The following is a 20363-nucleotide window of genomic DNA, read 5'->3' as shown; positions in this document are numbered from 1 at the left end:
TATCGTAAATCTACGAACATTTCGTAACACTTCCAAATATCTTTGAAAAAATTATATCCCGAAAGCAAAATACTATCAAAGTAAAAACGCCGGCCCTTCCGGACCGGCGTTCACAGGATTTATAAAAAAAACAATTTATTTCAGCAGCTCTTCCAGCTTGCGGTTCAGGTCTTCCGCGCGCAGGTTCCGCGCGATGATCCTGCCCTGCGGGTCTACCAGCACGTTCTGCGGGATGGCGCGGATGCCGTAGAGTTTGCCCACTTCGTTGCCCCAACCTTTGAGGTCAGACACGTGCGTCCAGCTAAGATTGTCCTGCTCGATGGCCTGTTGCCATTTGTCTTTCCGCTCGTCGAACGATACGCCCAGGATGGTGAAACCTTTATCTTTGAAACGGTTGTAAGCCTTTACCACATTGGGGTTCTCGGCGCGGCAGGGGCCGCACCAGCTGGCCCAGAAATCCACCAGCACATATTTTCCCCTGAAAGACGCGAGCGACACGGGTTTGCCTTCCGCGTCCTTCTGGGCGAAATCGATCGCGGGCTGGCCTACGGCCAGTTTCTTGGCAAGGTCCATCCGGTATTCGAATTCCTTTGCGGAAGGATATTTGCGCACCGTTTTGGAAAGCGCGTTGAACAGCGGCTCCACATCGTCCGGGTTCAGCTCGTACCCCGCCACCTGGTTCAGCACGTACATGCCGATGGGCGTACCGGGATTTTCCACCAGGTATTTCCGCATCACGGCCTTTTTGCTGGCTTCCAGCTGTTCCAGGCGTATTTCGGCTTTTTTGAGTTTGTCTTCGTCTTTGGATTCCGCCGCTTCACGGTATTTTTTAACGGCTGTTTCGTAGTCTTTATTTACAGAACGAAGCAGGTCGTTAAGCTCGTTAAAAGCGCCCTGCTCGTGGGTTCCGCCGGCTTCGGCCCGGGATGCGGGCGAAGCGAGGTTCAGCTGCGTGGTGCCTTTGCCGAGAAAGATCAATGCCACTTCCTTCCTGTTCACGGGATTGTCCCCCGTTCCGGGTATCACGGCAAATACCTGTGCAAGCTGCGGTTCGGTGATATTGCCGGTAAATGAGAATTTTCCATCGCTGGCGACTGCACTGTCCATCTTAAAAACCCCCGCCGTTCTCATCCTGAGAATGTATTTGGCCGGTTTTTCCTGGTTCGCGTTGATAATGCTTCCCTCGATATGGTACTGGTAGGTTTTTGTTTTTTTATCCTGCGCCAACAACATTGCAGCCGGGCTTAACAGCACAGCTGCAAGGAGCAATTTCTTCATACTTGGTAACAGTTTTGTCTACAGGCAAAGTTGGCTATTCCACCCGCTAAAAGCAAGGTGAAAATGATAAGCGGTTCGGCCGGGACGGCTATTTCAGCACCTGTGCCAGCTTCATTTCCAGGGCGCGGCCCCGGAGGTTGGTGGCGATGATCTTTCCCTGCGGGTCTACCAGGAAGTTCTGCGGGATGCCCTGCACACGGTACAGCTGCGCCGCCGCGTTCGCCCAGCCCTGCAGATCGGATACCTGCGTCCACACCAGTTTATCCTGTTCTATGGCCTCTACCCAGGCAGTCTTGCTTTTGTCCAGCGACACGCCGAGGATGGTGAAGTTCTTATTTTTGAATTTGTGGTAAGCCGCTACTACATGAGGGTTTTCCTGCCGGCAGGGGCCGCACCAGCTGGCCCAGAAGTCGATCAGCACGTATTTGCCGCGGAAGGAGGATAATTTCACCGGTTTCCCGTTCGGGTCTTTCTGCTCAAAGTCTTTCGCAAGGCCCGCATTGGCCTTTTCAGCTTTGGCGGCGGCTATTTCGCCGGCAACGGACTTCCCGAAGCGGGTATTTTTCACGGAAGCGTCCAGCGCGTTGAATTGTTTGCTGAACTCGTCTTCCGTAAGTCTCTCACGCATTTCGCCTATCAGCAGGAAAAGGCTGGCCTGCGCCTTGGGGTGGGCTTTCAGGAAACTCATGCCGGTGTTCATCAGCTGGCCTTCAAAATCGGTGGCTTTGGCGCGGAAAGTGGCTTTGGCGGCCTCATCCTCGCCGTTGATGCTGGCTGCTTCGGCATTCAGCTCCTGCACTTTTTTGAGAACGGGCTCCATGGCTTTGTGATAGGCCTGCATCCACTGGGTTTGCTGGCCTGCCTTTACGGTTTTGGCCACGGGGAAACCCGCTTCGTCACCCTGTATTTCCACTTCCTTTTTGTCTGCCACCAGCAGCATCGGGTATTGTTTGCCTTCGAGTATCAATGCGAACATATCGTCCGGAGCTGGATTGTAGGCGGTTACGAAAGAAAATTGCCCGTTTTTCAGCTCGGAGGAATCCCGGGTATTGCCGTCTTCGCTCACGAAGTATAATTTCTGTCCTTCGCGCGCTTCCGCGATGTTGCCGCTTACTTTAAACTGGGCGCTGGCCGTTGTGGCGGCTGTTAAAATGGAAAAGAGGATGGATACGGTTCTCATTTGTGCCGTTCTTTTAATATGGTTATTACATCTTCGAGCGTGAAGCCCTTGGCCTGCAACAAAATTAAATAATGAAACAACAAATCGGCCGCTTCGCCCAGGAACAGGTCCCGGTTGTCGTCTTTCGCCTCTATCACCAGTTCCACCGCTTCTTCGCCCACCTTTTGCGCTACTTTGTTGATGCCTTTGGCGAACAATGAAGCGGTGTACGATTTTTCGGTCGGGTTCTCTTTCCTGTCGCGGATCACCTGTTCGAGGCCGGCGAGGAAAGACGCGGCGTCTTTGTTTTTTTCGTTCCAGCAGGTATCTGCGCCGGTATGGCAAACAGGCCCAACCGGATGCACTTTCAGCAGCAGCGTGTCCTGGTCGCAATCCAGCGCGGCGCTTACCAGGTTCAGGAAATTACCGCTTTCCTCCCCTTTCGTCCACAACCGGTTCTTCGAACGGCTGAAAAAGGTCACCCGTTTTTCCGCCAGCGTCTTGTCCAGCGCTTCGCGGTTCATATACCCCAGCATCAGCACGCGGTGGGTGATAGCATCCTGTATGATGGCCGGTACCAGTCCGTCCGGCGACTTTGAAAAATCTACCTCCATGGGTACAAAAACACTTTAAATATAATAAATATATATCAAACTAGAACCGGATCTGAATGCCTCTTTTGTAGAGGTAATTTTTCAGGTCCGGGATTTCCATTTCTTTATAGTGGAAAATGCTGGCAGCCAGTGCCGCATCCGCGCCCGCTTTCTCAAAAACGTCTGAGAAGTGCTCCATAGTGCCTGCCCCGCCGGAAGCGATGACGGGCACGTGCAAACTTTGGGAAAGGCGGCCGGTGATGTCCAGCGCGAAACCCTGTTTGGTGCCGTCGTTGTTCATGGAAGTGAGCAAGATCTCGCCCGCGCCGCGGTCTACGGCCTCTTTTGCCCAGTCTGCCGTGCGGATGTCCGTTTTTACGCGGCCGCCGTTGAGGTATACGAACCAGTCGCCTTCCTCGAAACGCGTATCGATCGCCAGCACGATGCACTGGCTGCCGAACTCGCGGGACAATTCATTGAGCAGCTGCGGGTTTTTAAACGCGGCGGTGTTCACAGACACTTTGTCTGCGCCGGAGTTCAGCAGCACGCTCACGTCTTCCACGGAAGAAATGCCGCCGCCCACGGTGAACGGGATGTTCACATGCCGCGCGATCCTGGTGACCAGTTCCGCCAGCGTTTTACGCCTTTCGTTGGTGGCGGTGATGTCGAGGAACACCAGTTCGTCCGCCCCCTGCTCCGCATACAGCGCGCCCAATTCTATCGGGTCGCCCGCGTCGCGGATGTTCTCGAAGTTCACCCCTTTTACGGTGCGCCCGTCTTTGATGTCCAGGCAGGGTATGATGCGTTTTGTAAGCATATTTTAGAAAAATTTCTTCAGTTCCTGTAATGTAATGCGGCCTTCGTAAATGGCCTTGCCAATGATGACGCCGGCCAGTCCTGCTTCCTGCAGCGCTTCCACGTCGCCGATGTGGCTGACGCCGCCGCTGGCAGTGAGGCGGATGCCGGGCAGCTCTGCAATGATCTTTTTATATAGTTCAGTGGAAGGGCCTTGCAGCAGGCCGTCTTTCGCAATGTCCGTACAAAATACTTCCTTTACCCCCCGTTCGAGATTCACGCGCAGGAAATCGAAAATGCTTTTGTCCGTGGTTTCCAGCCAGCCGCCCACGGCGATCTTCTCGTCTTTTACGTCTGCCCCGAGAAACATCTTCTCGGCGCCGTACTGATCGAGCCAGCTGAAGAACAGTTCGGGCTGTTTTACGGCCACGCTGCCGATGGTAGCCAGCGCCGCGCCGGATTCAAATACGATCTTCAAGTCGTCGCCGCTTTTGATGCCGCCGCCGAAATCGATGGCAAGCGCGGTTTTGCCGGCGATGGCTTCCAGCACTTTCCAGTTCACCACCGTGCCTTTTTTGGCGCCGTCGAGATCTACCAGGTGCAGGCGCTGAATGCCGGCGTCTTCAAACTCCACCGCTACTTCGAGCGGGTTTTCGTTGTATACTTTTTGCTGTGCGTAATCGCCCTGTGTGAGACGCACGCATTTGCCGCCGATGATGTCTATGGCGGGAATGATCGTAAAACCTTTGGCCTGTGCGGGCTGTACGGGTATTTTCATTTTGAGGAAAGGAAGATCGTCTTTAAAAAATCGTTCGCTGAAAGCGGTGAAACCCAGTTGCCGGTAAAAGTCCAGCGCGCTTTCGCGGGCGTTGCACCAGAGCGTGGTAATGCCGCGCTCGCGGCAAACGTCCAGCAAATGTTTCATCATCAGTTTACCAAAACCCCGGCCCTGCTGATCCTGCGCGGTAGCGAGCTTGCGGAACTGGGCGGTATCGTCTTCGATAAAAAGGGACACCACGGTTACCAGCCGGCCGCCGCTGTAGAGGCCGTAATGCAGGCCGTCTGCATCATGCGGCAGCGTTACCCGTTCCAATGGCCAGGTAGGGTACATCACGTCCCTGCGTAATTGCAGCGTGTCTGCCGTGGTGATATTCCTGATGTGTATGCTCACAGCCGTAAAAAACTTTCGATGATGTTCTGGCCCGACTGCGCGGACTTTTCAGGGTGAAACTGCACCGCGTAGAAATTGTCTTTCTGCAAAGCCGCGCTGTAGTTAATCACGTAATTGGCGATGGCCGTGGTTTCCGGCCCCAGTTCCGCGAAATAGCTGTGCACGAAATACATGTAATCGTTCTGCCCTACGTGCTCGAAGATCACGCTGTGCAGCCCGGTGATGTTGTTCCAGCCGATCTGCGGGATCTTCAGCAGGTTCTCCACCGGGCTCTGGAACTTTTTTACGTCCAGGTCGAATACGCCGATGCAGTCCGTATCGTTTTCTTCGGAGTGTTTGCAAAGCAATTGCATACCGAGGCAAATACCGAGCACCGGCTGCTTCAGGTCTTTGATCAGCGTGTCCAGCTTGCGTTCGCGCAGGTAAGCCATGGCGGTGCTGGCTTCTCCCACGCCCGGGAAGATCACCTTGTCCGCGGACTTCAGCTCTTCCGGATCGTCCGTTACCGTAGCTTCCACGCCCAGCCTTTCCAGGGCGAACAGCACGGAGCGGGTGTTGCCGGCGTTGTACTTGATGATCGCTGTTTTCATCTGTTCATTTTGTCTTTTTTATTGGTCAGATGGAACGTTGTTTCATCTGTTCATTTTGTCTTTTTTATTGGTCAGATGGAACGTTGTTTCATCTGTTCATTTTGTCTTTTAACTTTTGATGCCTGCCACGAATTCTTTCACGGTAGCCTGCAAGTTAGCACTGTTTTCGATGGCTTTCACAAAAGCGCTGCCGATAATTGCGCCGTTGCTGTGGCGGCAGGCTTCCCGGAAGGTTTTGCTGTCTTTGATGCCGAACCCGATCAGTACCGGGTTGCGCAGGTTCATGGCTTTCAGCCGCTGAAAATACGCTTCCTGGTGGCTCATGTCTTTGTCTTTACCGGTGGTGGACGAAGAAGACACGGCATATACAAAACCGTTGCTCACCCCGTCTATCCTGCGGATGCGGGCCTCGTTGGTTTCCGGCGTTACGAGGAAGATGTTGTGCAGGCCGTATTTTTCAAACAGCGGTTTGTATTGGGATTCGTATTCGTCCATCGGCAGATCGGGCAGAATAAGGCCGTCCACGCCGGTTTCTGCGCATTTTTGCAGGAAATTCTCCACCCCGAACTGCATTACCGGGTTCATGTAACCCATGAGGACGAGGGGAATGGAAACCTTGCTCCGCAAGCCTTTCAACTGTTCGAACAATACGCTGATGCGCATGCCGTTTTTGATCGCGCGGGTGCTGCTTTCCTGGATCACCGGGCCGTCTGCCAGCGGGTCGGAGAAAGGCATGCCCAGCTCCACCATGTCTGCGCCGCTTTGCTGCAACGCCTCCACAATGGCAACGGTATCGTTCAGGGAAGGGTATCCGGCCGTGCAGTACACATTCAGAATGTCTTTCGGTTTATTTTGAAAGAGTTGATCGATCCTGTTCATGCTCTTTTACTTTAAATGTTTGATATAGGTTTCCAGGTCTTTGTCTCCGCGGCCGCTGAGGCACACCACCACTACGTCTTCCGGTTTCAGCGGCAGGTCTTTCAGCTTCGCGAGCGCATGCGCCGATTCCAGTGCGGGAATGATGCCTTCCAGCAGGCTCAGCTCGTAGCCGGCGGCCAGCGATTCGTCGTCGGTGGCGTTGAGGAACAACGCGCGGCCGGTGGCATACAGGTTCGCGTGCATCGGGCCTACGCCGGGGTAATCCAGGCCGGCGGAAATGGAGTGCGGCTCCACGATCTGCCCGTCGTCCGTTTGCATCAGCAGGGTTTTGCTGGCGTGGATGATGCCGGGCCGGCCCAACTGGCTGGTAGCCGCGGAATACCCGCTGTTCACGCCCTGGCCCGCCGCTTCAACGGCCACCAGTTTTACGTTTTCCGCATCGGTGAAATGAAAGAACGCGCCGGCCGCATTGCTGCCGCCGCCTACGCAGGCCATCACGTAATCGGGATCGGGCTTGCCGGTCTTTTCAACCAGCTGCTGCCTGATCTCTTCGCTGATCACGGACTGGAAACGCGCCACCATATCAGGATACGGGTGCGGCCCCACTACGGAGCCGATGATGTAATGCGTATCCACCGGGTTGTTGATCCAGTCGCGGATCGCTTCGTTGGTAGCGTCTTTCAGGGTTTTACTGCCGCTGGTGGCGGGTATTACGGTGGCGCCGAGCATTTTCATGCGGGCCACGTTGGGCGCCTGCCGCTGGATGTCCACACTGCCCATGTACACCACGCATTCCAGGCCCATCAGGGCGCAAACGGTAGCGGTGGCCACGCCGTGCTGACCAGCGCCGGTTTCGGCGATGATGCGTTTTTTGCCCAGGCGTTTCGCCAGTAATATCTGCCCGATGGTGTTGTTCACTTTGTGCGCGCCCGTATGATTGAGGTCTTCACGTTTCAGGTAGATCTTCGCTTTGTACTTTTCAGACAACCGTTTCGCGAAATACAGGGGAGAAGGCCTGCCTACGTAATCTTTCAGCAGCTGTTCAAACTCCTGCCGGAAAGAAGGGTCGGAAATGATCTGCATGTATTGTTGCTGCAGCTCTTCCACGTTAGGGTACAGCATCTCGGGGATGTATGCGCCGCCAAATTCGCCGTAGTAACCCTTTTTATTGACATGATATTTGGATTGTGATGTATTCACCGCTATATCCATAACTCGTTATTTTTTTATCGTTTTGATGAATGCCGCTACTTTGTCCATATCCTTTACGCCGGGAGCGGTTTCGAACCTGCTGTTCACGTCCAGCGAAAAAAGATGGCCGTGCCGCCATCGCAGCACCGCTTCCGCGTCTTCCGGGCCAATGCCGCCGCTGAGGAAAAACGGTTTGTCGTAGCTGTAACCGTTCAAAAGCTGCCAGTCGAACTGCCTGCCGGTGCCGCCGTATTCTTTACCGGCCGTATCGAACAGGAAATAATCGGTTACCGCCATAAACGGCGCCGCATAATCCGCGCCACCTGCCTTTTCTCCCATCGGGAACGCTTTTATAACGGGTACGGACAAACGTAATTGCTGGCATACCGCTATGGATTCTTCCCCATGCAGCTGCACCATGTCCAGCCCGTAATCTTTCACCGTTTGCAGCACCTGCTGCGGGTCGGCGTTTACGAACACGCCCACTTTCCCGATCTTCCCGCCTGTTTCGCGCACGGTGCGCCCGTCCAGCTTATTGCCCACGAAGCGGGGCGATTTGCCGTAGAAAATGAACCCGGCGTAATCGGCGCCCAGCTGCACGAGTGCGTCCAGGTCTTCTTTCCGGGTGATGCCGCAGACTTTTATCTTCATAACGAAGCCAGTTTTTGGGTGAACGATTCGAAGGCCGCGCCGGGATTTTCGGCTTTCATGAAATGTTCCCCGATCAGGAACCCGTCGAATCCCGCATTGCGCAGCGTAACGATGGTGGCGGGGTCGTCCATGCCGCTTTCGGCCACCCTGCTGTGTTCCGCGGGTATTTGTTTGAGCAGTTCCATGGAGCGGTAAATATCCACCTGGAACGTTTTCAGGTCGCGGTTGTTGATGCCAACGAGATGCGTGTGCGGGGTGATCTTTTCCAGCTGTTCGCCGGTATGCACTTCCAGCAGCACTTCCAGGCCAAGGTTATGCGCAAATTCCGCGAGGTGTTTCACTTCCTGCCTGGTAAGGCATTCGGCAATGAGCAATATCACGTCGGCGCCAATGGCTTTCGCTTCGAGAATTTGATATTCGCCGATCACGAAGTCTTTCCGCAGGATGGGAATCGTGTTGGCCGCGCGGGCGGTCTGCAGATCGTCCATCGAACCACCGAAATAGTTTTGATCGGTAAGCACGCTCAGCCCCGATGCGCCGTGACGCGCATAGGCGGTGGTCACTTCCTGCACGGTGACGGTATCGTTGATAATGCCTTTGGACGGGCTTTTGCGCTTGAATTCGGCGATAATACCGTTGCGCCCCGGTTGTTTCAGGAAACTGCGGAGCGAAAGCGGCGTGCGGCTGAACATGGAGGTGTTCTCCAGTTCCTGCGCCGGCCTCATTTTCTGCCGTTCCGCTACTTCCACGGCTTTGTGCGCGGTAATTTCCGCGAGGATATTTTTCATACGGTACTATTGTAACGAAATCAATTTCTGGAATACTTTGTAGGCCGCGCCCGATTCCAGCGATGCTACGGCCGCCTGGAAACATTCGTCGTACGTCGGGTATTTCTCCAGGCAATACAGGCCCATGGCGGCGTTGGCCATCACCACGGAATGCTGCGCCCAGGTGCCTTCGCCTTTCAGCACTTTTACGAAAATCTTCGCCGCGTCTTCGGTGGTGTTGCCGCCGAAAATGTCTTCCGCATGCACTTTTCTTTTACCGAGCGCTTCAGGCGTCCAGTCCTGCTCGCCTTTGTTCGTGATGATGCGCGTGTCTCCTGTGAGGGAAATTTCGTCGTACCCGTCAAGACTGTGCACGATGGCGTAGCGTTTGTCCGTCTGCTGGAAAAGATAATTGTAGATGCGCGCCATTTCGAGGCTGTACACGCCGATCAGCTGGTGCTGGGCGAAAGCCGGGTTTACCAGCGGGCCGAGCATGTTGAAGAACGTGCGCACGCCGAGCTGACGGCGCACCGGCGCCACGTTTTTCAGGGCGGGGTGAAACAACGGGGCATGCAGGAAACAGATGCCGGCTTCGGCCATTTCACGCTGCAATTTCCCTTCGTCGTTCTTGAATTTGTACCCTACGCTTTCCATTACGTTCGATGCGCCGCTGATGGACGATACGCCGTAGTTGCCGTGTTTCGCCACCTTTCCACCCGCACCCGCCACCAGGAAGCAGCTGAGCGTAGAAATGTTGAAGGTGTTTTTGCCGTCGCCTCCGGTGCCCACGATGTCGAGCACGCTGTCGTCCAGCTTCACCGGCACGCAAAGCTCCAGCAGCGCGTCCCGGAAGCCCAGCAGCTCTTCGATGGTGATGCTGCGCATGAGGAACACCGTCATGAAGGCGGCCAGCTCGCTTTCGTTGTACACGCCTTTCGAAATATTGGTCAATATCTCTTTTGCGCTTTCGCGGCTGAAAGTTTTATGTTCGAACAGATAGTTGAGTATCTTTTTCATTGTCGTTCTTTTGTGGATGTTACAGCCCTAACCAGTTGCGGAGAATTTGTTCGCCCTGCGGGGTCAGCACGCTTTCAGGGTGGAACTGCACGCCGCAAACGTCGTACTTACGGTGCTGCAATGCCATGATGTAACCCTGCGCGTCGCGGGCGGTCACTTCCAGCTCGGCGGGAAGCGTTGCTTCGTCTACCACCCAGGAGTGGTACCGGCCTGCTTCCAGCTCTTCCGGTAGGTGGTTGAACAGGCGGCCGCTGCGGGAAATTATGTTGACGGGAGTGGCTACGCCGTGGTACACATCGGTGAGATTGATGAGTTTGGCGCCAAACGCCTCGCCGATGGCCTGCTGGCCCAAACACACGCCGAATATAGGTTTGGTGGCCGCATACCGTTTGATGAGCGGCAGCAGCAAACCCGCCTCTTCGGGAATGCCGGGGCCCGGCGAAAGAATGATCCGGTCGTATTGGCCCACATCGTCCAGTGCGATCTCGTCATTCCTCACCACCGTCACTTTCCCACCGATGATCTTCTCGACGAGGTGCACGAGGTTGTAGGTGAACGAATCGTAATTATCAAATACCAGGATGTTCATATCAGATATTTTGCGCCAGGATAATGGCCTGTTTTAATGCGTTAAGTTTATTATTCACTTCCTGCAGCTCCGAACTGGCGACAGATTTGGCCACAACGCCCGCGCCCGCCTGGTAATACAGCGTATTGTTCCTGCTCAGGATGGAGCGGATCATGATCGCGTGGTTGAAGTCACCGTTGAAACCCACAAATCCCACACATCCGCCGTAAAAACCTCGCGCGGTGGGCTCGTAGCTGTCGATCAGTTCCATGGCTTTGTATTTTGGCGCGCCGGAAAGCGTGCCTGCCGGGAAAGTGGCCGCCAGTATGTCGAACGGGCTGCTGTTCGGTTCCAGTTCGCCGGTTACCTCGCTCACCAGGTGTATCACGTGCGAATAATATTTGATCTGCCGGTAAGTTTCCACTTCCACGTTTTTGGCGTAACGGCTCAGGTCGTTGCGCGCCAGGTCTACCAGCATCACATGTTCCGCATTTTCTTTCGGGTCTTCCAGCAACTGGTCCGCCAGTTGTTTGTCCTGCTCGTCGTTGCCGGTGCGCCTGAAAGTGCCTGCTATCGGGTGTATCACGGCCTTCCGGTTTTTGATGATGAGCTGCGCTTCTGGTGAAGAGCCCATCAGCTTGTAATCGCCGTAATCGAAATAAAAAAGGTAAGGAGAGGGATTGATGGAGCGCAGCGCGCGGTATACGTTGAACTCGTCGCCGGCGAACTCGCGGTGGAACGAGCGGGACAATACGATCTGGAACACATCGCCGCGGAAGCAGTGCTGTTTGCCTTTTTCCACCATCTGCATGTATTGTTCGTCCGTCATGTTGGTCTGCTCTTCGCCTTTGCCGGTGAAGGCGTACATGGGGAAATCCTTGTTGCGGATAAGCGATTCCAGGAAATCGAACTCGCTTTCCTGGCCGTCTACCTGGTTTTCGATGAGGTACATGTCGTCTTTAAAATGATTGATGGCGATCACGTACTGGTAAAAACGGTAACGCATGAGCGGGATGGTGTTACCGGCCGCGGCGCGTTTTTGAAAGCTGATCTTTTCGAAGAACTGCACTGCGTCGTAAGTACTGTAGCCGTAGAGACCTTCCCCGAAAGGGATGGGCGATTTTTCGGCGAACACGAAACTTTTCAGGAAGGCGTCCATCTCTTTGAGCACGGCGGCTTTGCTGGAGAGCTGTTTGTGCTCAACGGGCTGACCGGGGTATTTGAACTCGAAAATGTCCGTGGAGGTCACTTCGATGCCGGCGATAGGTTTGATCCCGATGAACGACCAGCTGTTTTCGCTGGCGTTGGAATCCGTGCTTTCCAGGAGAATGGAGCCGGGGAATTTGTCGCGGATGCGGAGATAAATGCTGACGGGCGTGAACACATCAGCGAGCATCTTTTTTGACTTTGTTTTTACCTGAATTTGTTTCATTCGTTCAAGTTTGACTTTTCAATTGCCGAATGGCATCTTACGATGTCATGCGTTCGTGTTTGTCTTCTCTATTTGCCACATGGCACCTTACGGTGTCATCTATTTGCCATTTGATTTGATTTCAGTTCCGCCCGGCACCAAACCGGCTGAAAACGAAGAAGGCCCGCTGTGTACAGCGAGCCTTCTTTCAAGTATGTTTAATACAAACACGGCACTGCTACACAGCGGAGAAATTGCCTGCGTGCCACCAAAGTTTGTATGTGTTGTTCATTTGCATTGTGAGGGCAAATATGCGGGGTTTTATCCGAAAATGCAAATTTTTCTTTCTTCATGTTACAGTACGCCTTTGGTGCTGGGCAATTGCATATTGTCCGGGTTGCGCTTCACCGCCATTTTGATCGCCTTCGCGAAGGCTTTGAAAATGGCCTCGATCTTGTGGTGCTCGTTCTCCCCTTCCGCCTTAATGTTCAGGTTGCAGCGGGCCGCGTCGGAGAAGGATTTGAAGAAATGGAAGAACATTTCCGTCGGCATGTCTCCCACTTTTTCGCGTTTGAACTCCGCATCCCACACGATCCAGTTACGGCCCCCGAAGTCGATGGCGGCCTGGGCCAGGCAATCGTCCATGGGCAGGCAGAAACCGTATCGCTCCATGCCTTTTTTGTCCGCCAGCCCCATTGCGAAGGCCTCTCCCAGCGCAATGCCGGTATCTTCGATGGTGTGATGTTCGTCTATGTGCAGGTCGCCTTTGGCCTGTATTTTCAGGTCTATGCTGCCGTGGCGGGCGATCTGGTCGAGCATATGGTCGAAAAAGTGAAGACCGGTGTGAATGTCTGCCTGCCCTGTCCCGTCGAGGTTCAGCTCGATGTGAATGTCTGTTTCCTTGGTGGTGCGGGTATGGCTCACCTTGCGCAGCCCGATCTTGAGGAACTCGTAGATCTTCGCCCAGTCGGTGGTTTCGAGGGCGATCACGTCTTTCAGGCTTTCGTCTCCCTTTACCTCCGCGGCGCCCAGGCCGGTGCCTTCATTGATCCAGATGGCTTTTGCGCCCAGGTTCTGGGCGAGTTTCACGTCGGTAATGCGGTCGCCGATCACAAAGGAATTGGCGAGATCGTATTCCGGGGTGAAATATTGGCTAAGCATGCCAATGCCGGGCTTGCGCGTGGGTTTGTTATCCGCCGGCAGCGACACGTCGATGTGCTCGCGGGCGAACACGATGCCCTCGTTGGCAAACGCGCGGATGATGTGGTTGTGGGGCGGATGGAAGGTGTGCTCCGGGAAAGAATCCGTGCCCATGCCGTCCTGGTTGCTCACCAGCACCAGCTCGTAATCCAGCTCCGCCGCTATTTTCCCGAGATAGGTGAACACTTTCGGGTAAAATTCCACTTTCTCCAGGCAGTCGATCTGGTACGTGGGCGGCACTTCGCGGATCATGGTGCCGTCGCGGTCTATGAATAATACGCGTTTCATTTTGCGGGGATCGTTTTTAAAGTGTTCAGCAAAGTGATGTTTTCTTCCGGCGTGCCAATGGTAATGCGGAGGCTTCCTGCGCACAGCTCTACTTTCGAGCGGTCCCGCACGATAATGCCATCCTGCACCAGGCGGTTGTAAATGCCCTTGGCGTCAACGGTTTTCACCAGCAAAAAATTCGCGTCGCTGGGGTAAACCTGCTCTACGATGGGCAGTTTCACCAGCTCGGCTTCCAGTTTGGCGCGCTCTTCCACGGTTTCTTTGATCCAGTTGTTCACCTGGTCGATATTGTCCAGCGCCTGCAACGCCAGCTCCTGCGAGGCCTGGTTAATGTTGTAGGGCGGTTTTATTTTATTGAACACGTTGATGATGTCTTCGCTTGCGAAAGCCATTCCTACGCGCAGCGCTGCCAGGCCCCAGGCTTTGGAAAGGGTCTGCATCACTACGAGGTTCGGGTATTCGGTCAATTCCTGTATGAAAGATTTCTGGCGGGAAAAGTTGATGTACGCCTCGTCTATTACCACGATGCCGTCGAAATTATTCAGCACCACCTCGATGTCTTGCCGGTTGATGGCGTTGGCGGTCGGGTTGTTGGGCGAACAGATGAAAATGAGCTTCGTGTTTTCGTCTATCGCGTTTTCGATGGCCTGGAGGTCGAGCTGGAATTCTGACGTGAGCGAGGCTTTGCGCACGATCACGTCGTTGATGTTGGCGCTTACTTCGTACATGCCGTAGGTGGGCGGGCACAGCACCACGTTGTCGATGCCGGGGCGGCAGAAAGCGCGGTACAGGATGTCGATGGCTTCGTCGCTGCCGTTGCCGAGGAAAATGTTCTGCGGCGGCACGCCTTTGATCTCCGCAAGGCGGTATTTCACCTTCCATTGCAGGGGATCGGGATAACGATGATAATTCACCGGGAGCGGGGAGCCGAAGCTGTTTTCGTTGGCGTCGAGGTATACGGAGGCTTCGCCTTTGAACTCATCGCGGGCGGATGAATAAGGCACCAGTCTTTTGATATTGTCCCTTAAAATACTGTCCAGGTCGAACATATGTTACAAGTTTTTTATTCTGATTGAAACTGCGTTCCTGTGCGCTTCCAGTCCTTCTGCCGCCGCCATGGCCTCGATGGCCGGGGCCAGCGCCTGCAGTCCTTCACGGGAAAGCCGCTGGAAGGTGATCTTTTTCACAAAACTGTCTACGCTCACACCGCTGTAGGCCGTGGCGTAACCGTTGGTGGGCAGCGTGTGATTGGTGCCGGATGCGTAATCGCCGGCGCTTTCCGGGGAATAGTTGCCAAGGAAAACGGAGCCTGCGTTCACCACGCGGGTAGCCAGCGCTTCATCGTTTTCGCAAGCCATGATGAGATGTTCGGGCGCGTAGGCGTTGAGCATGTCCATGGCTTCGTCGCGGTCGTTCACCAGCACCAGTTTGCTGTTGTCCAGCGCTTTCACGGCCAGTTCTTTCCGGGGCAGCAACGCCAGCTGTGCGGCTACTTCCTGCTCCACGGCTGCGATCACGGTTTTGGAGGTGGTCACGAGCAGCACCTGGCTGTCCGCCCCATGTTCCGCCTGCGACAGCAGGTCCGCCGCCACAAAGGCCGGCACGCAGGAATCGTCTGCAAATACCGCTACTTCGGAAGGGCCCGCCGGCATATCGATCGCCACGCCCGCGCTGTTTACCAGCTGTTTGGCGCAGGTCACGTACTGGTTGCCCGGGCCGAATATCTTGTACACTTTCGGCACGCTTTCCGTGCCGTAAGCCATGGCGCCGATCGCCTGCACGCCGCCTGTCTTGAATACCTGCGTGATGCCGGTATAACGCGCGGCCCAGAGCACTGCAGGATGCACCGCGCCGTTTTTGCCCGGGGGCGTGCACAGCACGATCTCGCTGCAACCCGCCAGCCTGGCGGGGATGGCCAGCATCAGGATGGTGGAGAACAGCGGGGCGGTGCCGCCGGGAATATATAAACCTACTTTTTCGATGCCAACCGGTTTGCGCCAGCATTGCACGCCGGGCATGGTTTCGAGCATCGTAACGGGCTCCACCTGCGCGCGGTGGAACGTTTCGATGTTGGTCGCCGCGGTGCGGATGGCCGTTTTCAGGGATTCGTCCAGCACGGCGTTCGCCGCTTCAAATTCTTCCGCCGTTACGGCGATCTCTTCCAGCGTCACTTTGTCGAACTGCGCGGTATAGCGGCGAAGGGCCGCGTCGCCGTTTTCCTTTACATCACCGAGAATGGCCGACACGGTGTATTCCAGCTCGCGTGTATCAAACGCGGGGCGTTTCAGCAACTGTTCCCATGTATTTTTCTCCGGGTAACGGATAATTTGCATAGCTCTTTGTTTTAAACGACCATTTTCTCGATCGGCACTACCAGAATGCCTTGCGCGCCGGCGGCCTTGAGGTTTTCGATGATGTCCCAGAAATCGTTTTCATTCAGCACGGAGTGCACGGAGCTCCAGCCTTCTTCCGCCAAAGGCAGTACGGTCGGGCTTTTCATGCCGGGCAGCAAACCGATTATCTCGGGAAGTTTATCGTTGGGGGCGTTCAGCAGCACGTATTTGTTGTTCTTGGCTTTTTTCACTGCCTGGATGCGGAATTGCAGCTTGGCCAGCAATTGCTGCTGCCCGGGCGAAAGTTTGTCGTTGCTCACCAGCACCGCTTCGGAGCGCAGCACCGTTTCCACTTCCTTCAGCCCGTTCATGAACAGGGTGGACCCGCTGCTCACCAGGTCGCAGATGGCATCCGCCAAACCAATGCCCGGCGCTATTTCCACGGAACCGCTGATCTCGTGGATCTCCGCCTGGATGTCCAGTTTCCGCAGGAAATCGTTCACGATCACGGGATAGCTGGTGGCGATGCGCTGGCCCTGCAGGTCGCGGATGGAGCTGTATTCCATGGATTTGGGAACGGCCATGGCTAAACGGCATTTGCCAAAACCCAGCTTTTCGACGGTGCGCAGGGGCCTGTTCTTTTCCAGCACTACATTTTCGCCCACGATGCCGAGGTCTGCCACGCCGTCTTCCACGTATTGCGGAATATCGTCGTCGCGGAGGAAAAACACTTCCAGCGGGAAATTGGTGGCTTCTGTCTTGAGTTTGTTCACGCCGTTATTGATGTCTATCCCGCATTCTTTCAGCAGTTTGATAGAATCTTCGTGTAAGCGGCCGGATTTCTGAATGGCAATTCGCAACTTCATCTGAGGCATGTTTATTTTTTTACGGGCCAGATGGGACCTTACGGTCTCATAATTGAATGTTTCTTTGAATGTTGTTTTTGAAACAAAAAAGGCCTACCGTGTCCGGTAAGCCTTTGATGGTGAATATCTGTAAAGTACTTGTTACAGCATCCCCTGCCTACCGGTCGGGTAAGAATGGTGATGGTGTGTATGTACGTTGTTGATCATAATTTGTGAATCCGGTGCAAATGTAGGAACTAATTTTAAAATTCAAAACACCCGGACATTTTATAGAAATTATTCGGTTTTCGCGGCATTTTCATGGAAAATATTCAAAACCGCAATACTTCCGGCCGCTTGTGTCTATTTCAGATCAACCGGTATAAAAACGAGCGGCGTTGGCAGGCAGGAAGCGCCGGGTGGTGAATAAGTCAGCCTGATCGTTTGTTCCCCACCGTTTGCGGCCGGTTCGAATATCTGGATGAGCACCGCTTCCGGCGCGGCTTTCGTGACAAGCCGGTCCGACGGCAGCTGGATGATCCCTTCACGGAATTTTCCCTTGCTGACCACCATCGTATTTGCCATGCCCGCGCACCACTGGTTGTTGCCGCTGCGGGCGTTCCAGGTTACCAAAGCCAATCCTTTGCCATCGCTGCTCTTCCACTTCATTTCGATGTTATACATCACGCCGTAATTGCCCGCAAGCGCCGCAACGTCCGGCCGGCCCTGCATTTTGCCTTCCACCCAGGGGTCCCTCGCGCCATCTGCGAGAACGATCTCCATCGTGCCGTTTTTCGTATCGTATAAAGAATCTGCGATCACCCTGTAATTACTGACGCCGAATACGCCGCGGCCGGCATTCTGGCCTTTGGGCGGAATGATATTCGTGATGCGTTTCAAAGCGTCCGGGCCGGTGGTTTTCAGGTCTGTCTGGATCACGCTGATCTCGCCCGGCTGGTCGATCACGAATTCGTAGAATCCATGTACCAGCTCGTTGTACCTCACAATGTTCTTTTCCAGCTGTTCATCGATGGCGATCGCCTGGCCCGGCTTTATGGTACGGCTATTGCGCTGCGGCTTCGACGCGAAGTAGTCCGCCAGTCCCTGCTTGCCCACCTGGTAATAATTGGCGCTCGGTTTCTGGGAAGAATATTTCAGCATGCGGATGTGCATGTTTCCCGTACCGGTATTTTTGATCACGGCCGTGATGCGGCGGTCTATTTTCGCCGGTTCTTTAACGCCATTCACATTATAAACATACAACCTAACCGCACCGGGCTGAACCGGTTCCTGCAGCGCGATGCCTTCCGGCACCCGGATGTATTCGGGATCGTCTGCGATCAGGTATTGCGGGCCCGGCATTATTACTTTACGGTACGCGATGTCCGGTATCTTCTCCATCAGCAAATCCGGCAGTTCAACAATGCTTCCCTGTTTGGTACGAAGGATCGCGCTGGTCAGTTCAGGCTTCAATTCCTGCGCCAGCGTACCGGGCGATGCCAGGATGCAGGCGAGCAACAATGTTTTCCAGTCTGGTTGTTTCATTTTTTTTATTACATGTTAAATGGCACGATCGTGGCGGGCGTCGTAATTCAAATAATTTAAAGACTTTTCAAACTTAGTAATAATTTTTATTAATTAATAAGTGTTTTTAAAATAAAAAATTTAATAGGCGTATTTTTGCATAAAAGAAACAGGCCATCTCAAACATTGAGACGGCCTTTAGTGGTTAAATGGTCAACATGGGCTTGAATAACAAACAATTTCAGGTTGTAGAACGGGGGCTGATTTTACAGGACACAAAGCTGCAACTTGAAAACTTGGGAACCAAAAATAGCTGACCAAACCCTCAGGGGAAATGACGAATGCGGGATATCAGAAAAATGGCCCGATGTACTCGCGGATCGTCTTAAATTGCCGCCTATATGGCTCTTAAGAACATATTCAACAACAGCTGGGTAGTCAATATTCTGTTCCTGATCGTGCTGCTGGCGGTAAACCTGCTCATCAACCTGCAATATGAACCTATCAGCAATACGCGGCTATACCTTTACCAGGGCGTGTCTTTGGTATTTATTTACATCATGGCCGCGCTTCACAACAAATTCGCTTTGCAGCTGCTCATCATCAAAAGGCAGTACTGGAAATACCTGGCCGTGATCGCTTCCGGCCTGGCCGTTACCACTTTTGTGACCTACAGGCTGCGGGTAGACGTGTTCAGGACCGACATGGACATGCTCTGGATCGGCGACTTCGTGTTCGCCCTGGCTTGCCTGCTGATCGGCATCGGGCTGTGGTTCCTCTACCGCGGCGCCACCTTGCAAACCACCGAACTGCGCAACTCGCTCCTGTTAAGGGAAAAAGAGCTGCAATACCTGCAAAGCCAGCTCAACCCGCATTTTTTCTTCAACACATTGAACAACCTGTATGGGGTAAGCCTTCGTTACCCGAACAAAACGCCCGAACTGATCCTCAGCATTTCCGAGCTCATGCGTTACCAGCTCGAAAGCTCGCGCAAACAGTTCGTGCCGCTGGAAGACGAGCTGCAGTTCATCCGCAACTACGTGCATCTCGAAAGGGCGCGCGTGCGCCAGCGCTGCCAGGTGAATTTCAAGAAAAAAGGCCATGAAAAAGACCTGCTCATCACCCCGCTGATCCTGATCGCGTTCGTGGAAAACGCGTTCAAATACGCGCCGTCCAGCATGAGCGCCAGTTATATCAAGGTGGAGCTGGAGATCAAGGGGGAAACGCTGCATATGAAGATCCGCAACACCGTGCCGGACAACAAACAATCCGTATCTTCGACGGGCGTAGGGTTGAACAACGTAAAACAGCGCCTGGCGCTGGCCTATTCCAAGCGGCATACCCTCATCACGCACGAAGAGAATAACATTTATTATACAGAACTCATTTTAACACTGGACCGCCATGCAAACACTCCGTTGCCTGATCGTAGATGACGAACCCGGGGCGCACTACGTGCTGGAAGCGCATATTGAAAAAGTACAGGCCCTGCAGGTGGTAGGGCATTGCTACAACGCCATGGAAGCCGCCAACTTTCTCCACCGCGAGAAGGTGGACGTTGTGTTCCTCGACATCAACATGCCGGAGCTGAGCGGGCTGGACCTTCTCAAGACCCTCAACAATAATCACCCGAAGATCATACTCACCACCGCTTACAGCGAATTTGCGCTGGAAAGTTACGAGTACGACGTAGTGGATTATATTCTCAAACCCATCAGTTTTCCGCGTTTCCTCAAAGCGGTGAACAAGATCCTCCAGCAGGAAGCGCCGGTTACCTCGCCGCCCGTGGAGCCGCTGGTGCTTAAAACCGGCAGCACGCAAACCACCGTAGACCCGATGGACATCTACTACGTGCAAAGCATGGGCAATTACGTGAAAGTGTACCTCGAAAATAAATGCCTGATCGTAAACGCCACCACCGCCGAAATGGAAAAACTGCTGCCGGAATGCCATTTCGTGCGCATACACAAATCCTACATCATAGCGGCGGACAAAGTGGAAGAATGGGGACCGAGACATGTGGTGGTGCTGGATGAGAGCCTGCCAGTGGGGCAAACGTTCAAGATCAACCTGAACAAACTGAAGGAAAGATAATCCGCCTCG

The 20363-nt window shown here is 54.1% G+C and carries 20 protein-coding genes; 2 read left to right on the top strand and 18 right to left on the bottom strand.

Going from position 1 to position 20363, the window contains the following annotated elements; translation table 11 throughout:
* Window positions 1-135: 135 nt before the first annotated feature.
* From J7I43_RS02340 to J7I43_RS02255, 18 genes are all read right to left on the bottom strand, one after another.
* On the bottom strand, window positions 136-1278 hold the full coding sequence (locus J7I43_RS02340; protein ID WP_209142822.1) for a TlpA disulfide reductase family protein: 1143 nt from the start codon (window positions 1276-1278) through the stop codon (window positions 136-138).
* An 88-nt stretch (window positions 1279-1366) separates the two neighbouring features.
* Window positions 1367-2458 carry a TlpA disulfide reductase family protein gene (locus J7I43_RS02335; RefSeq protein ID WP_209142820.1) on the bottom strand — a complete coding sequence of 364 codons (1092 nt, stop codon included), beginning with the start codon at window positions 2456-2458 and terminating at the stop codon, window positions 1367-1369.
* On the bottom strand, window positions 2455-3051 hold the full coding sequence (gene hisIE, locus J7I43_RS02330) for a bifunctional phosphoribosyl-AMP cyclohydrolase/phosphoribosyl-ATP diphosphatase HisIE (protein WP_209142819.1): 597 nt from the start codon (window positions 3049-3051) through the stop codon (window positions 2455-2457). The genes J7I43_RS02335 and hisIE overlap by 4 nt, the downstream gene beginning before the upstream one ends.
* 40 nt (window positions 3052-3091) lie before the next feature.
* On the bottom strand, window positions 3092-3847 hold the full coding sequence (gene hisF, locus J7I43_RS02325; RefSeq protein ID WP_209142817.1) for an imidazole glycerol phosphate synthase subunit HisF: 756 nt from the start codon (window positions 3845-3847) through the stop codon (window positions 3092-3094).
* A gap of 3 nt (window positions 3848-3850) precedes the next feature.
* Window positions 3851-4996 carry a 1-(5-phosphoribosyl)-5-[(5-phosphoribosylamino)methylideneamino]imidazole-4-carboxamide isomerase gene (gene hisA, locus J7I43_RS02320; protein WP_209142815.1) on the bottom strand — a complete coding sequence of 382 codons (1146 nt, stop codon included), beginning with the start codon at window positions 4994-4996 and terminating at the stop codon, window positions 3851-3853.
* Complete coding sequence (gene hisH / locus J7I43_RS02315; protein ID WP_209142813.1) at window positions 4993-5586, bottom strand: imidazole glycerol phosphate synthase subunit HisH; 594 nt, start codon at window positions 5584-5586, stop codon at window positions 4993-4995. The genes hisA and hisH overlap by 4 nt, the downstream gene beginning before the upstream one ends.
* Window positions 5587-5694: 108 nt before the next feature.
* Window positions 5695-6465 carry a tryptophan synthase subunit alpha gene (gene trpA, locus J7I43_RS02310; protein WP_209142811.1) on the bottom strand — a complete coding sequence of 257 codons (771 nt, stop codon included), beginning with the start codon at window positions 6463-6465 and terminating at the stop codon, window positions 5695-5697.
* Between the two features lie 6 nt (window positions 6466-6471).
* Window positions 6472-7677, bottom strand: coding sequence for a tryptophan synthase subunit beta (gene trpB, locus J7I43_RS02305; RefSeq protein WP_209142809.1), 1206 nt, complete (start codon window positions 7675-7677; stop codon window positions 6472-6474).
* 6 nt (window positions 7678-7683) lie between these two features.
* Window positions 7684-8307 (bottom strand): phosphoribosylanthranilate isomerase, encoded by a 624-nt coding sequence (locus J7I43_RS02300; RefSeq protein ID WP_209142807.1) that lies wholly within the window; start codon window positions 8305-8307, stop codon window positions 7684-7686.
* Window positions 8304-9095: an indole-3-glycerol phosphate synthase TrpC gene (gene trpC, locus J7I43_RS02295; protein WP_209142805.1), complete on the bottom strand. Its 792-nt coding sequence runs from the start codon at window positions 9093-9095 to the stop codon at window positions 8304-8306. Before trpC ends, J7I43_RS02300 begins: the two co-directional genes overlap by 4 nt.
* Window positions 9096-9101: 6 nt before the next feature.
* Window positions 9102-10091: an anthranilate phosphoribosyltransferase gene (trpD, locus tag J7I43_RS02290; protein ID WP_209142803.1), complete on the bottom strand. Its 990-nt coding sequence runs from the start codon at window positions 10089-10091 to the stop codon at window positions 9102-9104.
* A 19-nt stretch (window positions 10092-10110) separates the two neighbouring features.
* Window positions 10111-10680 (bottom strand): anthranilate synthase component II, encoded by a 570-nt coding sequence (locus J7I43_RS02285; protein WP_209142801.1) that lies wholly within the window; start codon window positions 10678-10680, stop codon window positions 10111-10113.
* Between the two features lies 1 nt (window position 10681).
* A complete protein-coding gene (locus J7I43_RS02280) occupies window positions 10682-12091 on the bottom strand; it encodes an anthranilate synthase component I family protein (RefSeq protein WP_209142799.1) in 1410 nt (469 codons plus the stop codon).
* 333 nt (window positions 12092-12424) lie between these two features.
* Window positions 12425-13558, bottom strand: a complete 1134-nt coding sequence (gene hisB / locus J7I43_RS02275; RefSeq protein ID WP_209142797.1) for a bifunctional histidinol-phosphatase/imidazoleglycerol-phosphate dehydratase HisB — start codon at window positions 13556-13558, stop codon at window positions 12425-12427.
* Window positions 13555-14607 (bottom strand): histidinol-phosphate transaminase, encoded by a 1053-nt coding sequence (gene hisC, locus J7I43_RS02270; RefSeq protein ID WP_209142795.1) that lies wholly within the window; start codon window positions 14605-14607, stop codon window positions 13555-13557. Before hisC ends, hisB begins: the two co-directional genes overlap by 4 nt.
* A gap of 3 nt (window positions 14608-14610) precedes the next feature.
* Window positions 14611-15891 (bottom strand): histidinol dehydrogenase, encoded by a 1281-nt coding sequence (gene hisD / locus J7I43_RS02265; RefSeq protein WP_209142793.1) that lies wholly within the window; start codon window positions 15889-15891, stop codon window positions 14611-14613.
* A gap of 11 nt (window positions 15892-15902) precedes the next feature.
* Window positions 15903-16757 (bottom strand): ATP phosphoribosyltransferase, encoded by an 855-nt coding sequence (gene hisG, locus J7I43_RS02260; RefSeq protein ID WP_209142791.1) that lies wholly within the window; start codon window positions 16755-16757, stop codon window positions 15903-15905.
* 342 nt (window positions 16758-17099) lie between these two features.
* Window positions 17100-18281 carry a hypothetical protein gene (locus tag J7I43_RS02255; protein ID WP_209142789.1) on the bottom strand — a complete coding sequence of 394 codons (1182 nt, stop codon included), beginning with the start codon at window positions 18279-18281 and terminating at the stop codon, window positions 17100-17102.
* Between the two features lie 380 nt (window positions 18282-18661).
* On the opposite strand from J7I43_RS02255, the gene J7I43_RS02250 reads away from it, so the two are divergent.
* Window positions 18662-19696 carry a sensor histidine kinase gene (locus J7I43_RS02250; protein ID WP_209142787.1) on the top strand — a complete coding sequence of 345 codons (1035 nt, stop codon included), beginning with the start codon at window positions 18662-18664 and terminating at the stop codon, window positions 19694-19696.
* On the top strand, window positions 19665-20354 hold the full coding sequence (locus tag J7I43_RS02245; RefSeq protein WP_209142785.1) for a LytR/AlgR family response regulator transcription factor: 690 nt from the start codon (window positions 19665-19667) through the stop codon (window positions 20352-20354). Before J7I43_RS02250 ends, J7I43_RS02245 begins: the two co-directional genes overlap by 32 nt.
* The last annotated feature ends 9 nt before the right edge of the window (window positions 20355-20363 follow it).

The sequence above is a fragment of the Chitinophaga chungangae genome, assembly GCF_017742215.1.
GTDB classification, from domain to species: domain Bacteria; phylum Bacteroidota; class Bacteroidia; order Chitinophagales; family Chitinophagaceae; genus Chitinophaga; species Chitinophaga chungangae.
The sequence above is the reverse complement of the archived record's forward strand: the minus strand, read 5'-3'. Positions and strand labels throughout refer to the sequence as shown.

What these genes read in the sequence shown, in the direction of transcription:
- hisIE (WP_209142819.1), bottom strand. Translation starts at nt 3,051, where the DNA reads ATGGAGGTAGATTTTTCAAAGTCGCCGGACGGACTGGTACCGGCCATC.
- J7I43_RS02340 (WP_209142822.1), bottom strand. Translation starts at nt 1,278, where the DNA reads ATGAAGAAATTGCTCCTTGCAGCTGTGCTGTTAAGCCCGGCTGCAATG.
- trpB (WP_209142809.1), bottom strand. Translation starts at nt 7,677, where the DNA reads ATGGATATAGCGGTGAATACATCACAATCCAAATATCATGTCAATAAA.
- hisH (WP_209142813.1), bottom strand. Translation starts at nt 5,586, where the DNA reads ATGAAAACAGCGATCATCAAGTACAACGCCGGCAACACCCGCTCCGTG.
- hisG (WP_209142791.1), bottom strand. Translation starts at nt 16,757, where the DNA reads ATGAAGTTGCGAATTGCCATTCAGAAATCCGGCCGCTTACACGAAGAT.
- J7I43_RS02300 (WP_209142807.1), bottom strand. Translation starts at nt 8,307, where the DNA reads ATGAAGATAAAAGTCTGCGGCATCACCCGGAAAGAAGACCTGGACGCA.
- J7I43_RS02245 (WP_209142785.1), top strand. Translation starts at nt 19,665, where the DNA reads ATGCAAACACTCCGTTGCCTGATCGTAGATGACGAACCCGGGGCGCAC.
- trpA (WP_209142811.1), bottom strand. Translation starts at nt 6,465, where the DNA reads ATGAACAGGATCGATCAACTCTTTCAAAATAAACCGAAAGACATTCTG.
- J7I43_RS02280 (WP_209142799.1), bottom strand. Translation starts at nt 12,091, where the DNA reads ATGAAACAAATTCAGGTAAAAACAAAGTCAAAAAAGATGCTCGCTGAT.
- trpC (WP_209142805.1), bottom strand. Translation starts at nt 9,095, where the DNA reads ATGAAAAATATCCTCGCGGAAATTACCGCGCACAAAGCCGTGGAAGTA.
- hisD (WP_209142793.1), bottom strand. Translation starts at nt 15,891, where the DNA reads ATGCAAATTATCCGTTACCCGGAGAAAAATACATGGGAACAGTTGCTG.
- hisB (WP_209142797.1), bottom strand. Translation starts at nt 13,558, where the DNA reads ATGAAACGCGTATTATTCATAGACCGCGACGGCACCATGATCCGCGAA.
- trpD (WP_209142803.1), bottom strand. Translation starts at nt 10,091, where the DNA reads ATGAAAAAGATACTCAACTATCTGTTCGAACATAAAACTTTCAGCCGC.
- hisF (WP_209142817.1), bottom strand. Translation starts at nt 3,847, where the DNA reads ATGCTTACAAAACGCATCATACCCTGCCTGGACATCAAAGACGGGCGC.
- J7I43_RS02285 (WP_209142801.1), bottom strand. Translation starts at nt 10,680, where the DNA reads ATGAACATCCTGGTATTTGATAATTACGATTCGTTCACCTACAACCTC.
- J7I43_RS02250 (WP_209142787.1), top strand. Translation starts at nt 18,662, where the DNA reads ATGGCTCTTAAGAACATATTCAACAACAGCTGGGTAGTCAATATTCTG.
- J7I43_RS02255 (WP_209142789.1), bottom strand. Translation starts at nt 18,281, where the DNA reads ATGAAACAACCAGACTGGAAAACATTGTTGCTCGCCTGCATCCTGGCA.
- J7I43_RS02335 (WP_209142820.1), bottom strand. Translation starts at nt 2,458, where the DNA reads ATGAGAACCGTATCCATCCTCTTTTCCATTTTAACAGCCGCCACAACG.
- hisC (WP_209142795.1), bottom strand. Translation starts at nt 14,607, where the DNA reads ATGTTCGACCTGGACAGTATTTTAAGGGACAATATCAAAAGACTGGTG.